The sequence below is a fragment of the Kineosporiaceae bacterium genome (assembly GCA_016713225.1).
In the GTDB taxonomy this organism is placed as follows: domain Bacteria; phylum Actinomycetota; class Actinomycetes; order Actinomycetales; family Kineosporiaceae; genus JADJPO01.
In genome coordinates this window covers 279715-299138 of record JADJPO010000011.1, presented here as the reverse complement: position 1 = coordinate 299138, position 19424 = coordinate 279715, and the positions used below count along the sequence as shown (strand labels likewise).

The 19424-nt window shown below is 61.6% G+C and carries 13 protein-coding genes and 4 pseudogenes; 10 read left to right on the top strand and 7 right to left on the bottom strand.

What is annotated here, in order from left to right; all coding sequences use genetic code 11:
* Window positions 1-12: 12 nt before the first annotated feature.
* The 5 genes from IPK24_24110 to IPK24_24090 all read right to left on the bottom strand — a co-directional run bounded on the left by IPK24_24110 (window position 13) and on the right by IPK24_24090 (window position 5244).
* A complete protein-coding gene (locus IPK24_24110) occupies window positions 13-1287 on the bottom strand; it encodes a hypothetical protein (protein MBK8078542.1) in 1275 nt (424 codons plus the stop codon).
* Window positions 1287-2069, bottom strand: coding sequence for a class I SAM-dependent methyltransferase (locus IPK24_24105; GenBank protein MBK8078541.1), 783 nt, complete (start codon window positions 2067-2069; stop codon window positions 1287-1289). Before IPK24_24105 ends, IPK24_24110 begins: the two co-directional genes overlap by 1 nt.
* Before the next feature lie 3 nt (window positions 2070-2072).
* Window positions 2073-3239 carry a hypothetical protein gene (locus IPK24_24100; GenBank protein MBK8078540.1) on the bottom strand — a complete coding sequence of 389 codons (1167 nt, stop codon included), beginning with the start codon at window positions 3237-3239 and terminating at the stop codon, window positions 2073-2075.
* Window positions 3236-4228 carry a cysteine synthase family protein gene (locus IPK24_24095; protein MBK8078539.1) on the bottom strand — a complete coding sequence of 331 codons (993 nt, stop codon included), beginning with the start codon at window positions 4226-4228 and terminating at the stop codon, window positions 3236-3238. Before IPK24_24095 ends, IPK24_24100 begins: the two co-directional genes overlap by 4 nt.
* Window positions 4229-4299: 71 nt before the next feature.
* Complete coding sequence (locus tag IPK24_24090) at window positions 4300-5244, bottom strand: radical SAM protein (protein ID MBK8078538.1); 945 nt, start codon at window positions 5242-5244, stop codon at window positions 4300-4302.
* A 2196-nt stretch (window positions 5245-7440) separates the two neighbouring features.
* Here IPK24_24090 and IPK24_24085 point away from each other — a divergent pair.
* From IPK24_24085 to IPK24_24070, 4 genes and pseudogenes are all read left to right on the top strand, one after another.
* Complete coding sequence (locus IPK24_24085; GenBank protein ID MBK8078537.1) at window positions 7441-7797, top strand: hypothetical protein; 357 nt, start codon at window positions 7441-7443, stop codon at window positions 7795-7797.
* A 307-nt stretch (window positions 7798-8104) separates the two neighbouring features.
* A complete protein-coding gene (locus IPK24_24080) occupies window positions 8105-9301 on the top strand; it encodes a fatty acid desaturase (GenBank protein MBK8078536.1) in 1197 nt (398 codons plus the stop codon).
* A gap of 164 nt (window positions 9302-9465) precedes the next feature.
* Window positions 9466-10941, top strand: coding sequence for an FAD-dependent oxidoreductase (locus IPK24_24075; GenBank protein MBK8078535.1), 1476 nt, complete (start codon window positions 9466-9468; stop codon window positions 10939-10941).
* A gap of 269 nt (window positions 10942-11210) precedes the next feature.
* Window positions 11211-11632: pseudogene (locus IPK24_24070) on the top strand (IS1634 family transposase).
* 71 nt (window positions 11633-11703) lie between these two features.
* Here the strand turns inward: IPK24_24070 and IPK24_24065 are convergent.
* Window positions 11704-12912: an IS256 family transposase gene (locus IPK24_24065; protein MBK8078534.1), complete on the bottom strand. Its 1209-nt coding sequence runs from the start codon at window positions 12910-12912 to the stop codon at window positions 11704-11706.
* Between the two features lie 169 nt (window positions 12913-13081).
* Between IPK24_24065 and IPK24_24060 the strand changes: the two are divergent.
* Window positions 13082-13942 (top strand): annotated as a pseudogene (locus tag IPK24_24060) (transposase).
* Between the two features lie 88 nt (window positions 13943-14030).
* Here IPK24_24060 and IPK24_24055 read toward each other — a convergent pair.
* A pseudogene (locus IPK24_24055) lies at window positions 14031-14204 on the bottom strand (transposase).
* A 110-nt stretch (window positions 14205-14314) separates the two neighbouring features.
* Here IPK24_24055 and IPK24_24050 point away from each other — a divergent pair.
* The 5 genes and pseudogenes from IPK24_24050 to IPK24_24030 all read left to right on the top strand — a co-directional run bounded on the left by IPK24_24050 (window position 14315) and on the right by IPK24_24030 (window position 19272).
* Window positions 14315-15579 (top strand): annotated as a pseudogene (locus tag IPK24_24050) (IS256 family transposase).
* A 100-nt stretch (window positions 15580-15679) separates the two neighbouring features.
* The gene (locus IPK24_24045) at window positions 15680-16498 is read left to right on the top strand and encodes a Mu transposase C-terminal domain-containing protein (protein ID MBK8078533.1); all 819 of its coding nucleotides are present in this window, start codon (window positions 15680-15682) and stop codon (window positions 16496-16498) included.
* A 38-nt stretch (window positions 16499-16536) separates the two neighbouring features.
* Complete coding sequence (locus IPK24_24040) at window positions 16537-17310, top strand: ExeA family protein (GenBank protein ID MBK8078532.1); 774 nt, start codon at window positions 16537-16539, stop codon at window positions 17308-17310.
* Window positions 17311-17596: 286 nt separating this feature from the next.
* Window positions 17597-18742 (top strand): DUF262 domain-containing protein, encoded by a 1146-nt coding sequence (locus tag IPK24_24035; protein MBK8078531.1) that lies wholly within the window; start codon window positions 17597-17599, stop codon window positions 18740-18742.
* Window positions 18727-19272, top strand: coding sequence for a hypothetical protein (locus IPK24_24030; protein MBK8078530.1), 546 nt, complete (start codon window positions 18727-18729; stop codon window positions 19270-19272). Before IPK24_24035 ends, IPK24_24030 begins: the two co-directional genes overlap by 16 nt.
* Window positions 19273-19424 lie beyond the last annotated feature (152 nt).

Below are 19424 nucleotides of genomic sequence, written 5' to 3'. Positions count from 1 at the left end.
CGCCCAACTCCACTACGGTCTCTGCGAATCGAGTAACGTGTTGATATCTTGACGAGGACGTAACAATCGCGCTTGGCCCCGGCTCACGCCGACTTCGGCGCAGTACCCGTGACTTAGAAATAGGCCAGGGCTGGCTGAATAGGCATAGGCGCCGGCCAGGAACAAGGCTACGACTTGGCCAGGCTCAGGCCGGGGAGTCAACACTTGCGCTGCCAACCGATCCATTGGGGTACAGAGCGGCCCACAAAACGTTGCCATTACTGTGTGGCTGCTTTGGGTGAGTAGCCGGAGCGGCATCGGCCGTGCCCCCGCATAGCCGTCGCGTCCGCCAACGGAACTGATGCCGCCGTCGAGCACAACAAAGAGCTCCCCGTTACGTTCCTTGCAATCGATGACGCTGCATAGCAAGACTCCTGCACGCGCCGCTATGAAGCGCCCGGACTCGAATGCTATTTCCTCCGTCCAGGGGTGCCTGGCGCGGTAGTCTTCTATGAGCGCCTGCAATCCAGTCCTAAGCCGCGAGCCTTCCAGGGCCTCTTCGCGGTCGTACTGCGGAATTCCAAATCCACCTCCAAGATCGACAAAGCGAAACTGTGCGCCACTCTGCTCCTGTAGACGATCCGCGGACTCAAGTAGAAGAGCACTGTTCGCGATAATTGAATCGGCGTCCAATATGTTAGTGCCGACATAACCGTGAAAGCCTTCAATAGGCCACTCTGAGGTGGACCGCTGTAGCAACGGGAGCGCCTCTTGCTCGGTCATCCCGAACGGCGTAGCCCCGGCCATGCGGAGCAGCCCAGATCCGCTTCGATCGACGCCTGGATTCAAGCGAATGGCAAGAGACGAGGGCCCCGCGAGTGGGCGAACGGCCAATGCGCGCTCGTATTCAAGGCTTGAGTCCAAGACCAGCCAGCCTAGCCCGTGCTCGAAAGCCTCGGACACGTCGGACTCGCGTTTGCCTGGCCCGACGAAGATTGCGGAGTCGCCACGAACTCCTGCTCGCTTCAGCGCCATCAGTTCACCGACGGACGCTATGTCGAAGCCGACATCTAGGCTGGCAAGGTGCAGCAAAATCGCGAGGCTGGGATTCGCCTTCACCGAGTACAGGATTCGACTCGCGTCGGGGAGGATTTGACGCAACTCGTCAACAGCCGCGCTCAACAGGTCGAAGTCATAAACGAAAACGGGAGTGCCAAATTCTGCCGCAAGCATCTGCAGGTTGGGGCCGTCGAAAGCCGCCGAAACTGGAATAAGATGATTTGGGGGGGTACGAGCCTTCGCGGTCATCAGTTGACTGGCCTTCGCAGAGTCCACACCTGGTTTACAGATTGGGGCCCATGGTCGTCGCTGGCATCGAAACTTCCGAAAAGGGCCTCAACCTCGAATCCTATCTCCTGTGCCCATTGCCGGACCTGACAGACCTCGAACCAGCTAAACTCAAAATGCTGCAGTCGGTCGTCTAACAAGCGATCGTCGCCAGTGGATACTCGCTGAATGCGGACAGAGCAGTCCATGCGCTGGTCACTGTAGCGATAGCGGTAAGTGTCGTAGACGCGGAGGCGATAATCGGTGAATTCATGGTCCACCATTAGCGTGGACACCCCGTCGTGTGCGCGAGCCCAAGCTTCGTCCCATACATAGTGGTCGAAGACGAAACGTCCCCCTGGCACGAGGTTTGCGTACACGGAGCGAAAGCAGGCGAGCTTATCCGCGTCGGTCAGAAGATGACCGATCGAGCGAAAAGGAAAGGTGACTAGCTCCGCCGGTGTGTCAAGATCCAATTGTCGCACATCCCGTTGAAGGAGACGAAGCCTTCCGGACACGCCGGCCCGGTCGGCTTTCGCTCTACAGAGATCGAGCATCCGAGGGGACGCATCCACGCCGGTCAGGCAACCGCCTTCCTGCAGTATAGGGATCGCGATGCGGCCCGTTCCGACTCCCAGTTCTACACGTTCGCGTGCTGGTCCCCGCATGAGGGCCACATAGAAGGCCAGCGACGGCGTTGCGCTTGCATCTGCCTCTGCCCATAAGTCATAGATGTCGGCGAGACCGTCGTATTCCCGTGTCATTGTTCACGGACCTACCCATCGATGTTCAGGAATCGTATCGATATAGTCGATGCCCCATGATCCATCGAACAACTCGTCCACGATTCGTAGCTGCTGAGATCGGACACGCTCCAGCAACGTTTGATCTGGAGACAGCCTATTCGCCTCGTGTTCGTCACGGCAAGTGCATGTGATGCTGTCAATCTGGGCGAGGAGCGCTGGACGATCCGTCGACCTTCTCCAAAGATCCAGGAGTGCCGTCAAGCGCTCGTAGCAGCCTGGACAGGTCTCCGGCCGGATATAGCGGGTCGTGTATCCCGGGTGGTAGTCGGGTCTCGGACGATGCCAAGAGATCACCACGCGCGACAATAGCGACGGATTGAGCTGGGTCAACACATCAACCAGAGCCCAGAGCGGCGGTGCCTTGTACATGTCACGATCCCAAAGCCACCCTGTCAGGGTGTAGTGCTTGACATTAACCGGGAAGAGCACGGCTGTGTCGAACCCCATATCAAGTACCCCGCTGAGTGTGCGAAAACTGTCCTCAATCTGCTCCGACAAGGAGAGGAAGGGTGCTCCGATAAGAACATTTGCCGTGGCCAGAGCTCCATGCCGATGTACCGCGTTCACAGCCTCTTGAACGCTCCCGGGCCAGGTGTCCTTATTTATGCAGTGTTTCAGGATCCACGGGTCGAGCGACTCGACCCCGAACTCGACTACAAGTCTGGAAGGCTGTATTGCGGCGACGCATGCATCGAGGCTTTCGCTTCCCAGCATGTCCGTCCGAGTTTCAATTATCACGTATCTAAGCGACAGCTCTTGGAATCGCTCCAACATCCATGTACGAAGTTGCGGGTCGACCTCGCGATTGTCGAAGAAGCTACCAGACGTCTCGATCAGCAAGTCGATAGTGCGATTCTTCCGCATGTCCGCGAGGGCCCGCTCGACAGATGACCGAGTCTCATCGGCATCCACCTCGGTACTTATCCAGTAGTCGCACATTGTGCAGCCGCCGCCGAGAGTGTGCGTGCACCCTTTTGTCCGAAACCAGAACCGAGCGAAGAGCCCGCCGTCGGTCTCTTCGTATCCAAGGGTGAACGGCAGCGAGGAGGGAACCAGCGGGCGTTTGCTGCCGAGCATGCGAGTAGCCCTCCGCAGTACCGGGTTGAACTTTTCGTCCTGTCGCTTCACCTCTCGATTCCCCCCCTCTCACTCTCTGTGCCTGCAAGCTGAGAGCGCAACGAGTTGCTACTCGGAGCGTTGCTGATCCCGAACCGGCGCCACTCCACCCGTGATGTGTCACCACGGGCGGGGCAGTTTCGCGCCATCGCTGCGATAGCCGAGCGGAACGGGTGCCCGTGGTCGGGCGCGATCACGATGACCTTCGCGTCCCGTTCCTCGGCAAGGATCGCCCCTACGACGAGAGCGGCACCTGTCGTTAGGCCGACCTCGAGCCCATAACGACTAGCCAGGTGCAAGGTCCACGCTGCCGCGAGCTGGTCCGGAACCCTCGTGAAGAAGTCGATGTCATCCCCATGGAGCGCGACGATCTTCGGCACCCCGCGCATCCCCGAGCCGGCGGGCAGGTACTCACCCTCGACCCCACCGGAGATCGTTGAGCCGACGGGCTCTACACCCACGATCAGCGGGCGTGGCGACTGGTCGCGCAGAGCCGCCGCGATGCCGCAGAGGGTACCGCCCGTACCCACTGAGGCCACCACGACCTCAACGTTGCCCTGGAGATCTGACCAAATCTCCCTCGCGGTTGTCTCCTCGTGCGCTCGCATACCAGCCTCATTGCCATACTGGTTGAGCCATAGCCAACCGGGCCTGTCTCCAAGTTCGCGGGCGACAGCGATCCGGCTCTCGCGGAAGGTCAGCCCGTCGCGCGGCTCCGTGACGACGTGCACCGTGGCGCCAGCCCGACGGACATCTTCGATTCGTTCGATCGGAAGTGATGCGTCCATCACGAGCGTTGCGGGAATTCCGATGCTTGGGCCGAGGTGAGCCAAAGCCAAACCCAGATTTCCCGATGTGCTCTCTACGATCGAGACATCGGGACCACCTGCTGTCCTGGCCCAAGCCAACAGATAAGCCGCCGTGCGGTCCTTTACGCTGCCGAACGGGTTCGCGTACTCCGCCTTCAGCCACACCTGACCGACCTTGGTGATGTCCGCCAAAGGTACGACAGGGGTGTTCCCGATGCCACACAGGTCCATCAGGGCGCGCCCGCCTGTCGGGCGAATTGGTCTCATCGCTCGTACCGGAGCTGTATTCGGCTTAGACAAGGGCCTGCGTCGTGAAGCCCTCCCCTGACGGCCGCCTGCTCAATCTCGTCGAGGAAAGTTGGTGAGTGCGTGCTGGTAAAGATATCCGGGGACCCGGAGGCTGTTACCAGCCAAGGGCTCACTCCGACTGTGCCGTTGTAGTTGATGGTGCAGTTCGCATTTTCCGGGAGTTGCAGGAGCCCCACTCCGGCATCGGACAACTCTTCCTGCCGTGACATTGCGCTTTCCACGCGCCGTTGAGCGAGATTGAGTGTGAGTAGTTCTAGCCCAGGAGGACGAGGCAGTCGTAAAAGGTCAGAAAGCAGTTGTTCTATGTCGCTCGAGCTAACCCCAAACATCTGGTCTTGTCCGATGCCGCGACCAGATGCCTGGTACTCGAATAGTGAAATGCGGGCGATTTCATTCGCCGCAAGCCAAGAGTAAATGTCTCTGAGGAGCCGGACGTTGCCGCGGTACAGTGTCATTCGAACCGTGTACGCCACTCGCATGGAGCGGAGGCTTGCGCATGTCGCTAGGACGGGCGCGACCTCGACGCCTCGCAACTCCTGCTGCAATTGGTCAGTATGTCCGTCAATGGAGATGCGGAGGCCACCCAACTGGGAAAGCACGGCTTTCGGCGCTGCCACTCGCACCGTGCCGTTGGTGGTGATGGTGATTCGGGCAAGTACAGATGCATCAAGGGTGGAGAGCATCGAACCAAGTCCGGCGCGCATGAACGGCTCACCACCCTCAAGCGAGACGTCAGCATCGAAGCGCTCGCAGAGTCCGGTAAGGATTCGCCCGATCTCTTGAAGGTCCAACGTGTCGGCGGGCTGCCTCCCACGTTCCATCGCGTCGTAGTAACAGTGCGGACACGAAAGATTGCAGCGCGGCGTTACATAAAGGTGCACATCGAGCGGCGTCCTCATACCATACCTCTCCCTGAGAGCGAGGGTGCTGTCGATGGTCTCCCGTTAGCCGCCAAACCGGCAAGGGTTTGCACATGCCAGTTCTGTTCTTCCGCCCGTGGTGACCCGTGACCTGCAACTCCGCTCCGCTCAGGTGTGTCAGCGTGTGCTGAGCCACGGGAGTCTGTGTGTATGGGCAGCAGGCATCGAGTCGCGCCAAGCGCGGCGATCGGGCAGAGTCGGGCGCGAGCTTCGAAGCCATCAGAGTTATCGGAGCCCGGACTCACAATCTCCAGGGCGTCTCTGTTGATTTCCCGTTGAATCGATGCATAGCTGTAGTTGGTCCGTCGGGCTCAGGTAAATCGTCTCTAGCGTTCGGAACTGTCCATGCTGCAGCCCACGCCGCCTATTTAGAGGGAATCAGTTCGTATTCTCGTTTCACTGAGACCCGGTTGGCTAACCCGGACGTCGACGCAATCCACGGTCTACGCCCGACCATCGCGCTTGCCCAGGGTTACGGCGGGCGATCCTCACGCTCGACCGTCGGGACTATGACCGACGCGCTTGCCCTATTGCGGTTGTTATTCTCACGACTAGGCCACCCCGAGCGAAGCGCAAGCCAGCTGTCATTCCTCAATGCTGAGTCCGCTTGTGACGTCTGTCAGGGTGCTGGCATTTTTCTGAGCCCAGCTTTCGATCGGCTCCTCAATCCCCAAGAATCTCTTGGTGAAGGAGCGATCAAACATCGAGCGTGGAAGCTAGGCGGCCGGTACTGGAATATCCTTGAAGCTACCCACAAGCTGCCCCTGGGCGTGCCCGTTGATGAGTTCTCTGCAGGGCAGTTAGACTTTCTTCTGTATTCCCCCATGCTTGAGGTGGCCAATCGTGGCCCGGGTTTTGTACAACGTTTCACGTATGAGGGACTAGTCCCGCGGTTGCGGAAACGTGTGTCCGACCAGCGCGGCCTGGCGAGTCGGGTGTACGACCTAAGCTTCTTCGAGCAGGGCCCATGCCCCGCCTGTCACGGTACAAGATTGGGTGAAGCATCGCGCTCGGTGAGCATTGACGGACGTAGGTTCGATAACGTGCTTGTCATGGAGTTCAGGGAGCTAGTCGACTTTCTTGAGAATCTGCAGCAGCCTATCGCATCACCCATTCGGGTTCGCTTGGTAAGCCTATTGGAGCGAATGATCGGGATGGGCTTGGGACACTTGACCTTGCTGCGTCCCACCAGCACGTTGTCCGGCGGCGAACTTCGCCGAGTGCGCATTGCGCATCAACTTATATCGCCGTTGACCGGCATGGTCTACGTAGTGGATGAGGCCGGAGCGGGTCTTCACCACGAAGAGGCCCGGTCTGTTTACCAATCGTTGGCGCACCTGTGTGATTCCGGGAACACCGTGATACTGGTGGACCATTCCGATGGCGCACGAGCGGTGGCCGACGACGTTATCCAGCTTGGGCCAGGCGGCGGGCGTCAGGGCGGGCGTGTGACCTGGGCTGGGCCGGTCGGTGCTTATCGAGGCCACTACGGCCTACTGCCGGTGATCAAGCGAGCGATCCGACCAGTGCCCGACGAGGGACCGTGGTTCCCAGTGGAGGCACGGTCGCACAATTTGCACCCGCGTCTCGTTCAGGTTCCCCGCAATCGGTTTGTAGTGCTCGCCGGGCCATCGGGCTCAGGGAAGACAAGCCTCGCCCTCGACATCGCCGCTCAAGTTTCGGCGAGCACGCTTCTCTCCCAGCGGGATATCGGGGGCTCGGTGCGCTCGGTGTTGGCCACCTACCTGAAGATCTTCGACCAGGTTCGCAAGTTGTTCGGCGAGGCATCCGACCTGCCTCCTGGCGACTTCAGCTTCAACGGCCAGGGAGCCTGCCGAACGTGCGGCGGTTGGGGCTACCTTCGGATGGACATGCAGTTCCTTGAGGATGTGACCAGCGTCTGCGAGGAGTGTCATGGCAGTCGCTACCGTCCGGAGCTGTTAAGGACCCGAGTCGAAGGTCTGTCCATCGCCGACGTGCTGGACTTAACCGTGGAAGAGGCTTCGGAGGTTTTTCGTGACCACGAGAGCATCCGGACGTCGCCTCGAGACTGCGTCGGCAGTGGGCATCGGGCATCTTGTGATCGGGCAGTCGACCGACACACTCTCCGGTGGGGAAGCTCAGCGATTGCGGATATCAGCCGAAGTGGCCCAGCCTCACAGGCGGGTTCTGCTGATGGACGAGCCGACGCGCGGTCTCGGCTACGACGAGGTGCCGCGCTTTCTTGCGCTGGTGGATCGCGTTCTTGATGAAGGACGGTCGGTCATTGCGATCGAGCACAACCTCGCCGTCATCACCGCTGCCGACTGGATCATCGAGCTCGGTCCCGGCAGCGGTCACGAAGGCGGTCAAGTCGTGGCCACCGGTGTTGCAGCGGACATCATCGACGCTCGGACCATAACCGGCCGGGCGTTGGCCGACTTGAAGTACTCTCCAAGGGCCCGCATCAGTGGTCAAGCGTGTTCGGCGGAACTAGGTGGGGCGGACCTGACCAATTGGGTCTCAGGATTGGTATCCTCGTGGCATGCCTAGGATCCTGCACTCCCGGGCCATCGTGTGGCTACGTTTGACCGTCGCGACAGCCGTGGTTTTCTCGCTCTTGGTCGCCGTCGGACTACTTAGCCTGTACTACAACTGGTTTGGCCGGCTTTTCGGCCCTCTTGTCGGAAGAGTCACAAACTCCCGGGCCATGCGTCACTTGGCGCCGCTCTGGCCACTATACGCCCTAACCCTACCCGTTTGGCTTGCCATCACCCCACCCGCGCCCCGGATGGTGTCACTCGCCGTATGGTTTTTGTTGGGCGTTCTAACCGTCGAGGCATACTGTGCTGGACTGTACGTGCGCTCGATGCAGACATCGGCTGCAGCGGTTCCGAGGCCGATTATCTGGCGGGCATCCTGGCGCGGGCGGCGCGATTCAGACATCCGTTTACACCGCCTGCTGGAAGTTCACCTCATCTACGCGATAGCCCCGATTATCGTCACCGCCGTCGTATCGTGGCGTGAGCCGACCGCCGCGATACTTGCAGCACTTTACCCGCTGCGATACTTGGCTTACGCGCTGGACATGTATGACTTCGAAGCGGTCGTGCATTGGCATATGCATACCCGAAGCCTTCTTGTGCGGAACAGGCCGTCCGCTTCGGCATTCGTAAACTTTGCCATGAACTACATTGTAGGTCCCCTCAATGGCTACGTGCCACGTCTGTATGAAATCGAGCACATGCGTCTGCACCATCGTTACGATAGTGGTCCTGGCGATCCGTACTCCCCGATGCCGTTTCGACGCACCAGCCTGGTTGAGTTCAGCTGGTTCGCTATGTTCGTGATGTTAGCGGACATGACCGGCTTGGCTCTGGTCACCGAGCGGCGCCTGTCGTGGCGATGGCGTAGGTTAGCGTTTCTCAACGCCGCCGGCTACTGGCTTATCGTCGGCGTTCTACTTGCTTTGGATCGACCCTTGGGTGTTCTCCTTCCCCTTTTCGCGATGCTACACGGGCTCGACCAAGCCAAGTCACAGTACAAATGGCATGGGCTGCCTGACGCGAATAATCCGGAGGACCCGCTCGGCAACACCATCTTGTGGGTGGCGAACGAGGCAGCCTGGCGCGAAGTGTCGGATCGACAGGTGGTGCTTAATGCAAGTAATGCGGATGGTACCTCTGGCCGGGACTGGACGTACTTCGATAATTACCATCTCATCCACCACCTACACCCGTCGGCACATTTTGACCGGTACGTGGATCTGCTGAGACAGCGAGCCCCTGAGATAATCGCTGCTGGTGGCATTGTGATGACTTTGCCCACGATTGCCTCAAGCGCCTTCAAAATGTGGTCCGGAGACATCGAAGGGCTAGAGAAGGCATTGATCACTGAGCCCGCCGACGGCCTGGACAAGCGCGAACTCATTCGACGACGGTTAGAGCCGGTTCCTCAGGTACGTCATGCGGATGGGCGGGTGTTCGACAGTCTCCCGGTACGTCGACTGGACCAGCACCTCGTTCGCTGGTTGGGCCTGATCACGGGCGGGCGGTGAAGGTCTGAGCCCGATCGAAATCGGGCATTCACAACCTTGCCCGGTTAGTCTAGCCTTGATCCCGGCTGATAGTTGTAGGTCGCCGCTCACCAGGGGGCGTATTCGGGAGGGCGTTCTGGCGCCGGACCGCGGGGTGCCGGAAGGGCCAGCTCTGGAGGTTTCCGATGTTGACTTGTGACGTTGTCATCGTCGGGGGCGGCATCGTAGGACGGGCCTGCGCTTTAGCTACGGCCCGTGCTGGCATGAAGGTGACGCTCCTTGACCCCGGACCAGATCTGAGGGCCGCGACAGGGGCGTCCGGAGCGATGCTTGGTGCCTTCGGCGAGGTCACGTCTGGGGGAGCGGACCCAGCTACTGATGGTGCGTTGGAGGGCCGAGTACGAGCGGCTCGGATGTACTCTGACTGGCTCACCTCCCTCACACAGTCCCAGGTGACACCTCCAATGACACCTGGGACCTTGGTTGTAGCAAGCGTCGCTAGTAGGCTCGATCGGGCGAATCTCGTCGCCATGAGTGCCGCGCTGGCTCACTACGGGGAGCAGTGGGAGGCGGTCGCGGGGGACGTTGTCGACTATTTGCGTCCCGCGCATGACACGCCGCTGTTGGACGCGCTCTGGCTGCCCAGGGAGGGTTCGGTAGACGTTGGGCAGGTGATGGACGCACTGTGGGCCGAGCTCACGGCGCACTCCTCAGTCAACATCGTCGGTGAGGCTGCTCGCACGCTGCGAGTGTCCGATGGCCGGATCGCCGGTGTCGACACGACCGGCACCTCGCTCGACGCCCGTTGGACGGTGATAGCCGCCGGGGTGGCTAGTACGAGTCTCTTGGCCACTGTGCCGGAAGCGGCTCAGGCAGTCCTGCCACTCCTAGAGGGTAAGGTCACCAGCCTCGTACTGAGATCACGCAACGCATTGCCGCACGTTGTCCGTACTCCCAACCGCGAATTCGCCTGCGGTGTTCACTTGGTTCCGCGGGCGGGCTCGCTTGTATATTTGGGCGCCACCAACCGTGTGGCCAGCGTGGCCGGAGCAACCGGTGCGGCAGCGGTTGGCGAGGTTCACTACCTTATCGAGACGGCAATCCGACAATTGGATACGAGGCTTACTCACGCCGACATCGTTTCCGTCCAGTCGGGCTGCCGCCCGCTGAGTGCCGATGGCAACCCGCTGGTCGGAGTGACGGCGATGCCAGGGCTTGTGGTGGCTACCGGCACCTACCGCAACGGCGTGCTACTTGCTCCCTATGTCGGCGAGATCGTGGCGAGGGAAATCACCATGGGTTGTGGCGAAGCGGGGAATCCCTATTCGCCAATAGGCCGTGACCAACCAGCAGCGAAATCTCACGCCGAAATCAAGGACGTCCTCCGCCGGGCCTCCTCCGGACTCCTCGCCATGATGCTAGAGCCGGGAGGGACTCTTCCATACGGCCGCATTGAAGAGGTCAGCGAACTGCTGGAGGTGTTGGTGCCTCTGTTGGCTGACAGCCGCAGTCCGGCTGTGGCCCGCTTGTGCCGGGACATTATTGGGACTTTCCCGGTCGAGGAGATGGTTCCGGAGTTGCTCATTCTGCTCCGAATGCACTTTGCCGAAGTGAATGGCCTGGCCGTCGCAGAGGCCGAGGTATCAGGGCGTTCCCTCTAGTACGGCAGCGACACTTGGCTGTTGATCATGTTGTGGCCTGCTGGTTTGGTTCGTGTTGGTGCGTGACGTGGGTCGGCCACCAGGGCTGAGGCAAAGTCTGGTGATCATGCTTTGAGCTGGGAAAGAGCCCCGCGGGGTGGTGGGCTTTGACCCGACTTGGCTCACGTTTGGTGATCTTGGTGTGTTGCGGGGCTGTGACCTGCGGCGACGTTGATTGATCATGGGTTTGGTGTGCACTAGCCGGGGGGTGTGGGTCGTAGGCTCGGTGGGTGTCTCCTTACGTTCGGACGGTGCGGACGTCTTCGGGTGCGCGGGCGGTGCAGATCGTGCACTCGTCGCGGCGGGGGTCGCGGGAGATCACTCATGTCGGGTCGGCGCACACCGATGCCGAGTGGGAGGTGTTGAAGGCCGCGGCGTGGCAGCAGGTGGCGGCCGGGCAGGGTGAGCTCGACCTCGGCCTGGAGGGTGGGTCTGCTGGTCGGGGTGCTCCGTTGCCGATCACGGCCTCGCGGATGGGGTATCTGTGGGAGGCGTTGAGTCGTGCCTACCAGGTCCTGGGGTTCGATGCCGCGGCCGGTGGGGACGGGTGTTCCGGGATCTGGTGCTGGCCCGGATCATCGAGCCGACCAGCAAGCTCGACGCGGCCCGGGTGTTGGAGCAGGCGGGTGTGCCGCCCGCGTCGTATGCGACGAGCCCGTCAGGATTTTCGTGTAAGCCAGCGATGAATTCCTCAGCTGATCTTCACGTTCAGGACTGACGCTATCACATCGGCAAACGTCCGGGGAACAGTGTCGCCAATGTATTCAATGCCTTGGTCCAGCCATGGGTCCCGGTCCCTGACTCACCTCCCCGATGCGAGGAAATGTTGCGTAGTCCGAGGTAGAGCAGTTTCATGGCAGCATCGGTGTCGTTGAAATGCCCCCTGTTCTTGGTGATCTTCCTCAATTGGAAGTTGATGGATTCGATCGCGTTCGTCGTATACACGATCAGGCGCAGTTCGGCCGGGTAGTCCAGAAACGGAATGAAATCGCTCCACGCGTTCTTCCATACCTGGACGGCACCGGGATACTGCGGGCCGAACTTTTCCTCGAATGCCGCCAACGCGAGCTCGGCGGCATCGACGCCGGGTGCGGTGTAGATGGCCCGCATGCTCGTGGCGAGCTTCTTGCGGTCGCCGTAGGAGACGAACTTCATCGCATTACGGATCACGTGCACCACACACGTCTGAACCGTGGTGTCCGGGAACGCCGACCGGATCGCGTCGGGCAGGCCGGTCAGCCCGTCGCAGCAGGCCACCAGGATGTCCCTCAGGCCCCGGTTGCGCAGGTCGGTGATGACCTTCTGCCAGAACTTGGCGCCCTCACTGTCCGCGATCCACAGGCCCAGGGCGTGCTTGCGGCCCTCGACGTCCACCCCGATGACCAGGTAAGCCACCTTCACGGTGACCAGACCGTTGTCCTTGATCTTCAGACGCAGACCGTCGACATAGACGATCGGATACACCTCATCGACCGGCCGGGACTGCCACAACTTGATCTCATCGACCACGACATCGGTGACATTCGAGATCAACTCCCGAGACGCATTCACCCCGTACACCTCGAGCAGGTGGGCCTCGATGTCACGAGTCGTCATGCCCCGCGAATACAACGACAAGATCATGTCGTTGACATTCCCCAACCGGCGAGCATGCTTGGCGACGATCTGCGGCTCGAACGACCCATTCCGGTCCCGCGGAACAGCGATCTGCACCGGACCGTGCACCGTCGACACCGTCTTACGGCCCGACCCGTTCCGAGAATTCCCTGTGCCCACACCATCCGGGTCACCAGGCTCATACCCCAGATGCGAGGTCATCTCCGCACCCAACGCCCGCTCCAACACCGCCTTGGTCATCTGGGCGAGCAACCCACCAGGACCATCCAACGGCGTCCCGGACTCCTCCGCCCGCTCCAACAACGAATCGATCATCGTCGGCGAAAACGCCCCCGAAATCCTCGCCGACGCCTCACGCGCCGCCTCCGACTCGTCCTGATCGACAACCACAACTTTCCGCACCATGCGATGTTCCTCTCCGACCCGGGACAACCCCAGGCCGATCCTGGTCACCGCCGGCTTACACGATCTTCATGACACGCCCTATGCGACGTTGAAGCGGCGACTTCCGGTGTATGCCAAGGCGTCCTGGCAGCAGAAGCTGTCCGCGGCATGCGCCGCCCATGCCGGGCTGGGTCCGGCCAGCCTGGTCCTGTTCGACGTGTCCACCCTGTATTTCGAGACCGATGCCGGTGACGGGTTCCGCGAGTCGGGGTTCTCCAAGGAACGCCGCCTGGAACCACAGATCACGATCGGCCTGCTCACCGACGCATCGGGATTCCCGTTGGCGGTCAACGCGTTCGAGGGCAACAAGGCGGAGAAGGCCACCATGCTCCCGGTCATCGAGGCCTTCATGCGCGCTCACCAACTCCGGGACGTGACGGTGGTCGCCGACGCCGGGATGATCTCCGCGGCCAACCAGGAGCCGGCAAGACCGCCATCAAACGGAACCGGTTCGTCAAACTCACCGGCGCCGACAAGAGCTCAACCGCGCCCTGGAAACCAGGGCCGGTCCCTGGCCGGGATCAAGGGCTACGTCACCAACCTGGCCGCCTGCCCCGACGGCACCGCGATCACCGCCGACTTCGTGATCGGCGCCTACCACCAGCTCTACCTGATCGAGAAGGCCTTCCCGCATGTCCAAGCACGACCTGGCAGCCCGACCGATCTACCACCACAAGAAGGAATCGATCAAGCCCACCTGACCATCGTGTTCGCCGCCCTGGCCATCTCCCACTGGATCGAGACCACCACCGACTGGTCGATCAAGAAGTTCGTGCGGACCCTGCGGCGCTACCGCACCATCACCATCCAGGCCGGCGCCCACACCATCACCCCCGAAGACCCCCTCCCGCACGAGATCCGCGACATCATCACCAAGATCAACTCAACCGGACGACACTAGCCTGAGCCAAGTCGGGTCTGGTGATCATGCTTTGAGCTGGGAAAGAGCCCCGCGGGGTGGTGGGCTTTGAGGACAGGGTCCTCGGTGCTCACGGGCCGCTGGTGATGGCGGCGGGTTCAGTATCGCGGTCTGGGTCGAGCAATGCCATGGAGGTTTCGGAGAAGTAGCGGCGGTCGTGGACTTGCCATTCGTCGTGGGTGTCGGCCAGGACGGCGCCGACCAGGCGGATCACGGCGGCTTCGTTGGGGAAGATCCCGACCAGGGTCTGTTCGAGCTTCGGTGTAACCGGCCTGATGGGTGGACCAGTGTGTCTGCCGGGAAGGTCCGATGATGACCGAGATGATCCAGGACGTGACTGACCTGGGACGAACGATCGACAAGACCTTCAGCAAGCCTGGCGAGGCCGAACGGGCGGCGATCCGCGAGATGGTGAAGTCGGCCACGGATCGTGGTCTGGCATTGACCGGGCCGGACGGCTTGTTGAAGATCATGACGAAGACGGTGCTGGAGACCGCGCTCGATGAGGAGATGACCGCGCACCTGGGTTATGAGAAACACGCCGTCGAGGGCCGTGACGGCGGGAATTCCCGCAACGGTCGGCGGGGCAAGACGGTGCTCACCGACAATGTCGGTCCGGTCGAGATCGAGGTCCCCCGGGACCGGGCGGGCAGTTTCGAACCGGTGATCGTCGCGAAACGGCAGCGGCGCCTGGGTGATGTCGACGCCGTCGTGTTGTCGCTGTATTCACGGGGGTTGACCACCGGTGAGATCAGCGCACACTTCGCGGAGGTCTACGGCGCCAGTATCGCCAAGAGCGTCGTCTCGACGATCACCGAGCGGGTCATCGAGGAGATGACCGAGTGGTCGAGTCGGCCACTGGCCTCCCACTACGTGGCGGTGTTCGTGGACGCGATCCACGTGAAGGTCCGTGACGGGCAGGTCGCCAACCGGCCCTTCTACGCCGCGATCGGGGTGGACCTGCGCGGCCGTCGGGATGTCCTGGGCCTGTGGGCCGGCACGCCCGGGCACGGGGAGTCGGCGAAGTTCTGGCTGGGCATCCTGACCGAGCTGAAGAACCGGGGCGTGGTCGACATCTTCTACCTGGTCTGTGACGGCCTGAAAGGCATGCCCGACTCGGTGGGGTCGTCTTCCCCGACACGGTCGTGCAGACCTGCATCATCCATTTGATCCGGAACACGTTCAAGTACGCCTCCAAACGGTACTGGGGTGAACTGGCCAAGGACGTCAAGGACATCTCACACCGCCCCGAACGCGAAAGCAGCGTGGGCGGCGTTCGAGTCCCTGGAGGAGAAATGGGAAAGACATACCCCGCGATCCCGAAATTGTGGCGCAACGCGTGGGAACAATTCATTCCGTTTCTCGACTACGACATCGAGATCCGTCGGGTGTTGTGTTCCACGAACGCGATCGAGTCGCTGAATGCCCGCTACCGGCGGGCCGTGGATGCCAGGGGTCATTTCCCCAGCGAGAACGCTGCCCTGAAGACCCTGTACCTGACCACCCGCAGCCTGGACCCCAAGGGCACCGGACAACAGCGCTGGATGACCCGCTGGAAGCCCGTCCTGAACGTCCTGGCGATCGTCTTCGCCGACCGCATGCCCACCGCTAACCTCTAGATCAACAACCGCCGGTTACACCGTTGCCCGCACAGTCTCGACTCACTCCACCCCAGGCCGTCCCCAAGGCCGGGGAAAGATCGAACGGTTCTTCCGGACCGTGAACGAGCAGTTCCTCGTCGAGATCGGCGCCACCGCCGAAGCCCTCACCAGCAGCGCAGGTCCGGGCGCCGATCCGGTGGCTGATCCGGTGGCGGGGCTGCTGGAGCTGAACCGGTTGTTCGGGGCCTGGCTCGAGCAGGTGTATCACCGGGCCTGGCACTCCGAGACCGGTCAGACCCCGCTGGGGCGATGGGCCGCCGGCTGGGCACAGAGCCTTCCGGCGCAGCCCTCAGCCGAAGCGTTGAGCGAGGCGTTCCTCTGGGAAACACAGCGCACCGTCCGCAAGAACGCCACCGTGTCCCTGCACTCCAACACCTACCAGGTCGAAGACGCCCTCATCGGGCGGAAGGTCGAACTCGTATTCGACCCCTTCGACCTGACCCGCATCCAGGTCCGCCATCAAGGCCGCCCGATGGGCCTGGCGGTCCCTTATCGGATCGCCCGTCACTCCCACCCCCGAGCCCGAGCCGAGAACGACCTCATCGAACAGGGCGTCCCGCCCGCACCGTCTGGGATCAACTACCTGGACCTGATCGTCACCAGACACGAAGAACACCTCGCCGCCGGCGTGAACTACACCGCCCTCACCAGCCCGACCAGCCCGACCAGCCCGACCAGCCCGGATCAACCATTGCCGGGGCTGCCCGACATGGCAGGCACCGCAACGGATCCGAGACCGCAGGCCGAACCCCCTCAGAGCACCGATCACCCCGGCTGCGCGCTACCGGTCCAAGTTCCCGGACATCTCGATCTGCCCGGGCTGCTGCCTGTCGATCCCGAACCGGTCACCGGCATCGACCACAAGGAGCAGCTGTGAGCATCGAACGACTTCAAGCCCACTACGGTTTCACCCGGATGCCGTTCGGACGTGACCTCGCCCCGCAGATGCTGCACCGCCACACCTCCCACGCCGAGGCCGTCGCCCGGATCAGCTGGTGCATCACCCAACGAGCCCTGGGCGTCATCACCGGCGAGGTCGGCGCCGGGAAGACCGTAGCCGTGCGGGCAGCCCTGGCCTGCCTGGACCAGGCCCGCCACACGATCATCTACCTCGGCAACCCCGCCGTCGGAGTCCGCGGCATCTACTCCCACATCGTTGCCACCCTCGGCGGTGAGCCACGCTTCCACGCCGCCGGACTGATCCCCCAGGCCAGCGACGCCCTCGCCGGGGAAACCACCGAACGCGGCCGGACCCCGGTCCTGGTCATCGACGAGGCCCACCTCCTCGACCACGCCCAACTCGAATCGATCCGGATGCTGACCAACCACGACATGGACTCCACCTCACCGTTCGCTGCCCTGCTCGTGGGCCAGCCGACCCTCCGGCGACGGATGAAACTCGGGGTCCTGGCCGCCCTCGACCAGAGGATCGGCCTGCGCTACTCGATGCCACCCATGACCCCAACCGAGACCGGGCACTACCTCGCCCACCACCTCGCCCTCGCCGGACGCAAGGACACCCTGTTCTCCGACGACGCGATCACCCTGATCCACCAGACCAGCCGCGGCTACCCCCGCGCCGTGAACAACCTCGCCGTCCACGCCCTCACCTCGACCTACGCCGCAGGGAAAGCAATCGTCGACGAGAACGCCACCCGCACAGCCATAACCGAGATCACCACCGACTGACAGAAACCACCAGACCGGCACCTCCACCCTGCCGAACCAGCCACCACCCCGCCGACCAACGGCCCCGCCGCACCCCCGCGGCGGGGCCAATTCACACCCCCGACATCGGCAACCCGAACGACGCAAACATCGGCACGCTAAACGACGGCGAACACGGCCAGGTCGAGGTCACTCGGGCACAGCTGGTGAACGATTTCAGCGTCGACGGCCCGCACGCCACGCTCAGCGACCGCGGATCTATCAGTAGTCCAGACACGAGCAACGCGCACTGGCGGCCTTACAGCACATGGAGCTACCCGGCTCGGGTACCGTTCTCTGCACTGCTTGGCCCTCACAGTTAGCAGACCAGCTGCAAAGCCAACTGACGGCGTCGGCCACGACAGCAGGCGCCCTAATCTCCAACGCGCGCTTCCTGGTTCCGGAATTTCAGCGCGAGTACGCATGGCAAAAGGACGAGTACATCGAGTTTTGGAACGATCTCCGCTCCGGGCTCGGAGACGAGTCGTACTTCCTTGGGTTGGTCATCCTGACCGCGGGCGAGAACCGCATGCAAGTTGTCGACGGACAGCAAAGATTGCTGACGATCACCTTGTTGGCAGCAGCCTTGCGTCGCGAAGCGGTTAGGCATAGCCGCCGCGGCTTGGCCGATCAGATCGAGTCGACGTTTCTCAAGGTTCTCGACTACGACTCGGACATCTACGTTGAGCGGATCAGCTTGAGTGACCCCTCAGACAACGCCACATTGCAGAGGATCGTCGCCTCAGACACGGTCCCTACCATCGATCCTCGCCCACGACAGCCGAGCAGTTCCACGCGTCTACTCGAGTCGTATCTCTTCTTGCTGGACATGGTTCAAGAAGATCTTTCTGCCGATCCCTTTCGTCGACTTAGTCTGTGGACCCAGTTCCTGACCAATCGACTATACTTTGCCGTATTCGTGCATCCCGATCCAGGCGCTGCCTACCAAGTCTTTGAGGTAATCAATACGCGAGGACGGGAACTGACGACTGCAGACTTGCTTAAGAACTATCTACTAAGTCAAACCTCTCAGGAGTCTCGCTCAGATCACTACAAGCGTTGGAGGAGTCTCTCTTCGCAGTTTGCGACCGGTCATTCCAACAGCTTTGTTCAGTTCATTCGACACGTGGTCAGTTTGCATGCGGGCTACATTCTCCCGAAAGACCTGTACGACTACTTGGCGCAACGCCGTGGCGCGACGCAAGCGCCCTCAGTCAATGATCTCCTCGAACAACTTGAGGATTGGCTGCCAATCTACCTTCAAATGATTGACCCCACCGTCGATGGACCAGCTACGCCAGTTCAATTGCGGATCTTCGAGTCGCTCAATGAGCTGAACGTCGCAGCGGTGCGCCCTTGCTCATGGCTGCATCGAGGCTCCCGGCTGGCGATTCATCGATGGAGGAGGTGCTGAAGGTCGTGACCCGTCGAGCCGTCGTAGGCAATCTCGGCACCAGCGGAGCCGAGCGCCGATTCAGCGACGCCGCCCACATTACCTCCACCACCGGGAATTGGCCTGTCGCATTCGCCGAACTGTCAGCGCTTGATGCAACTCGCGATGACTTTGTCGAACAACTGCGCAAGCGGTCCTTCAACAAGAGCACGCTCCAGTTTCTGCGACGATCATTCGTGCAAGGGTCAATCACGCCGGAGATGACCGGCGTTCTGCATCTGGTAAGACCTCGCAGTGCGACCGGCTGGCCAGGCTTCGATGAAGATGACCTAGCGTACTGGGGTTCCACCATAGGAAACACCTTCCTCAGCACTTCCTACCGCCGGCCAAAGGAAGCGTCCACCTGGGCTGGAGCGCGAGACCTGCTTCTTCCCACGGGAGTCGAAGGCGAGTGGGTCGCTCAAATGGCTCAGGTCGAGGAATGGGACGCTGAGACCGTGGCTGACTTGGGACGGCAAGCAGCGAATTCGGCAGCCGATGTCTGGTACTGAACAGCCTCCTGAGGCGCCAGGCTCGCCTAACGCTGACTCCAACATCGACCGACTTGAGCGCGTCTTGGATCGATCTGAACCGATACCATCGATTAAAGCGCTGCGGTTATCGCTCGCTCGCCGCAACACCGTCGTGTTCAAATCTAGCGACC

What these genes read in the sequence shown, in the direction of transcription:
- IPK24_24035 (MBK8078531.1), top strand. Translation starts at nt 17,597, where the DNA reads ATGGAGCTACCCGGCTCGGGTACCGTTCTCTGCACTGCTTGGCCCTCA.
- IPK24_24040 (MBK8078532.1), top strand. Translation starts at nt 16,537, where the DNA reads ATGCCGTTCGGACGTGACCTCGCCCCGCAGATGCTGCACCGCCACACC.
- IPK24_24110 (MBK8078542.1), bottom strand. Translation starts at nt 1,287, where the DNA reads ATGACCGCGAAGGCTCGTACCCCCCCAAATCATCTTATTCCAGTTTCG.
- IPK24_24030 (MBK8078530.1), top strand. Translation starts at nt 18,727, where the DNA reads ATGGAGGAGGTGCTGAAGGTCGTGACCCGTCGAGCCGTCGTAGGCAAT.
- IPK24_24105 (MBK8078541.1), bottom strand. Translation starts at nt 2,069, where the DNA reads ATGACACGGGAATACGACGGTCTCGCCGACATCTATGACTTATGGGCA.
- IPK24_24085 (MBK8078537.1), top strand. Translation starts at nt 7,441, where the DNA reads ATGGACGAGCCGACGCGCGGTCTCGGCTACGACGAGGTGCCGCGCTTT.
- IPK24_24075 (MBK8078535.1), top strand. Translation starts at nt 9,466, where the DNA reads ATGTTGACTTGTGACGTTGTCATCGTCGGGGGCGGCATCGTAGGACGG.
- IPK24_24065 (MBK8078534.1), bottom strand. Translation starts at nt 12,912, where the DNA reads ATGATCGATTCGTTGTTGGAGCGGGCGGAGGAGTCCGGGACGCCGTTG.
- IPK24_24090 (MBK8078538.1), bottom strand. Translation starts at nt 5,244, where the DNA reads ATGAGGACGCCGCTCGATGTGCACCTTTATGTAACGCCGCGCTGCAAT.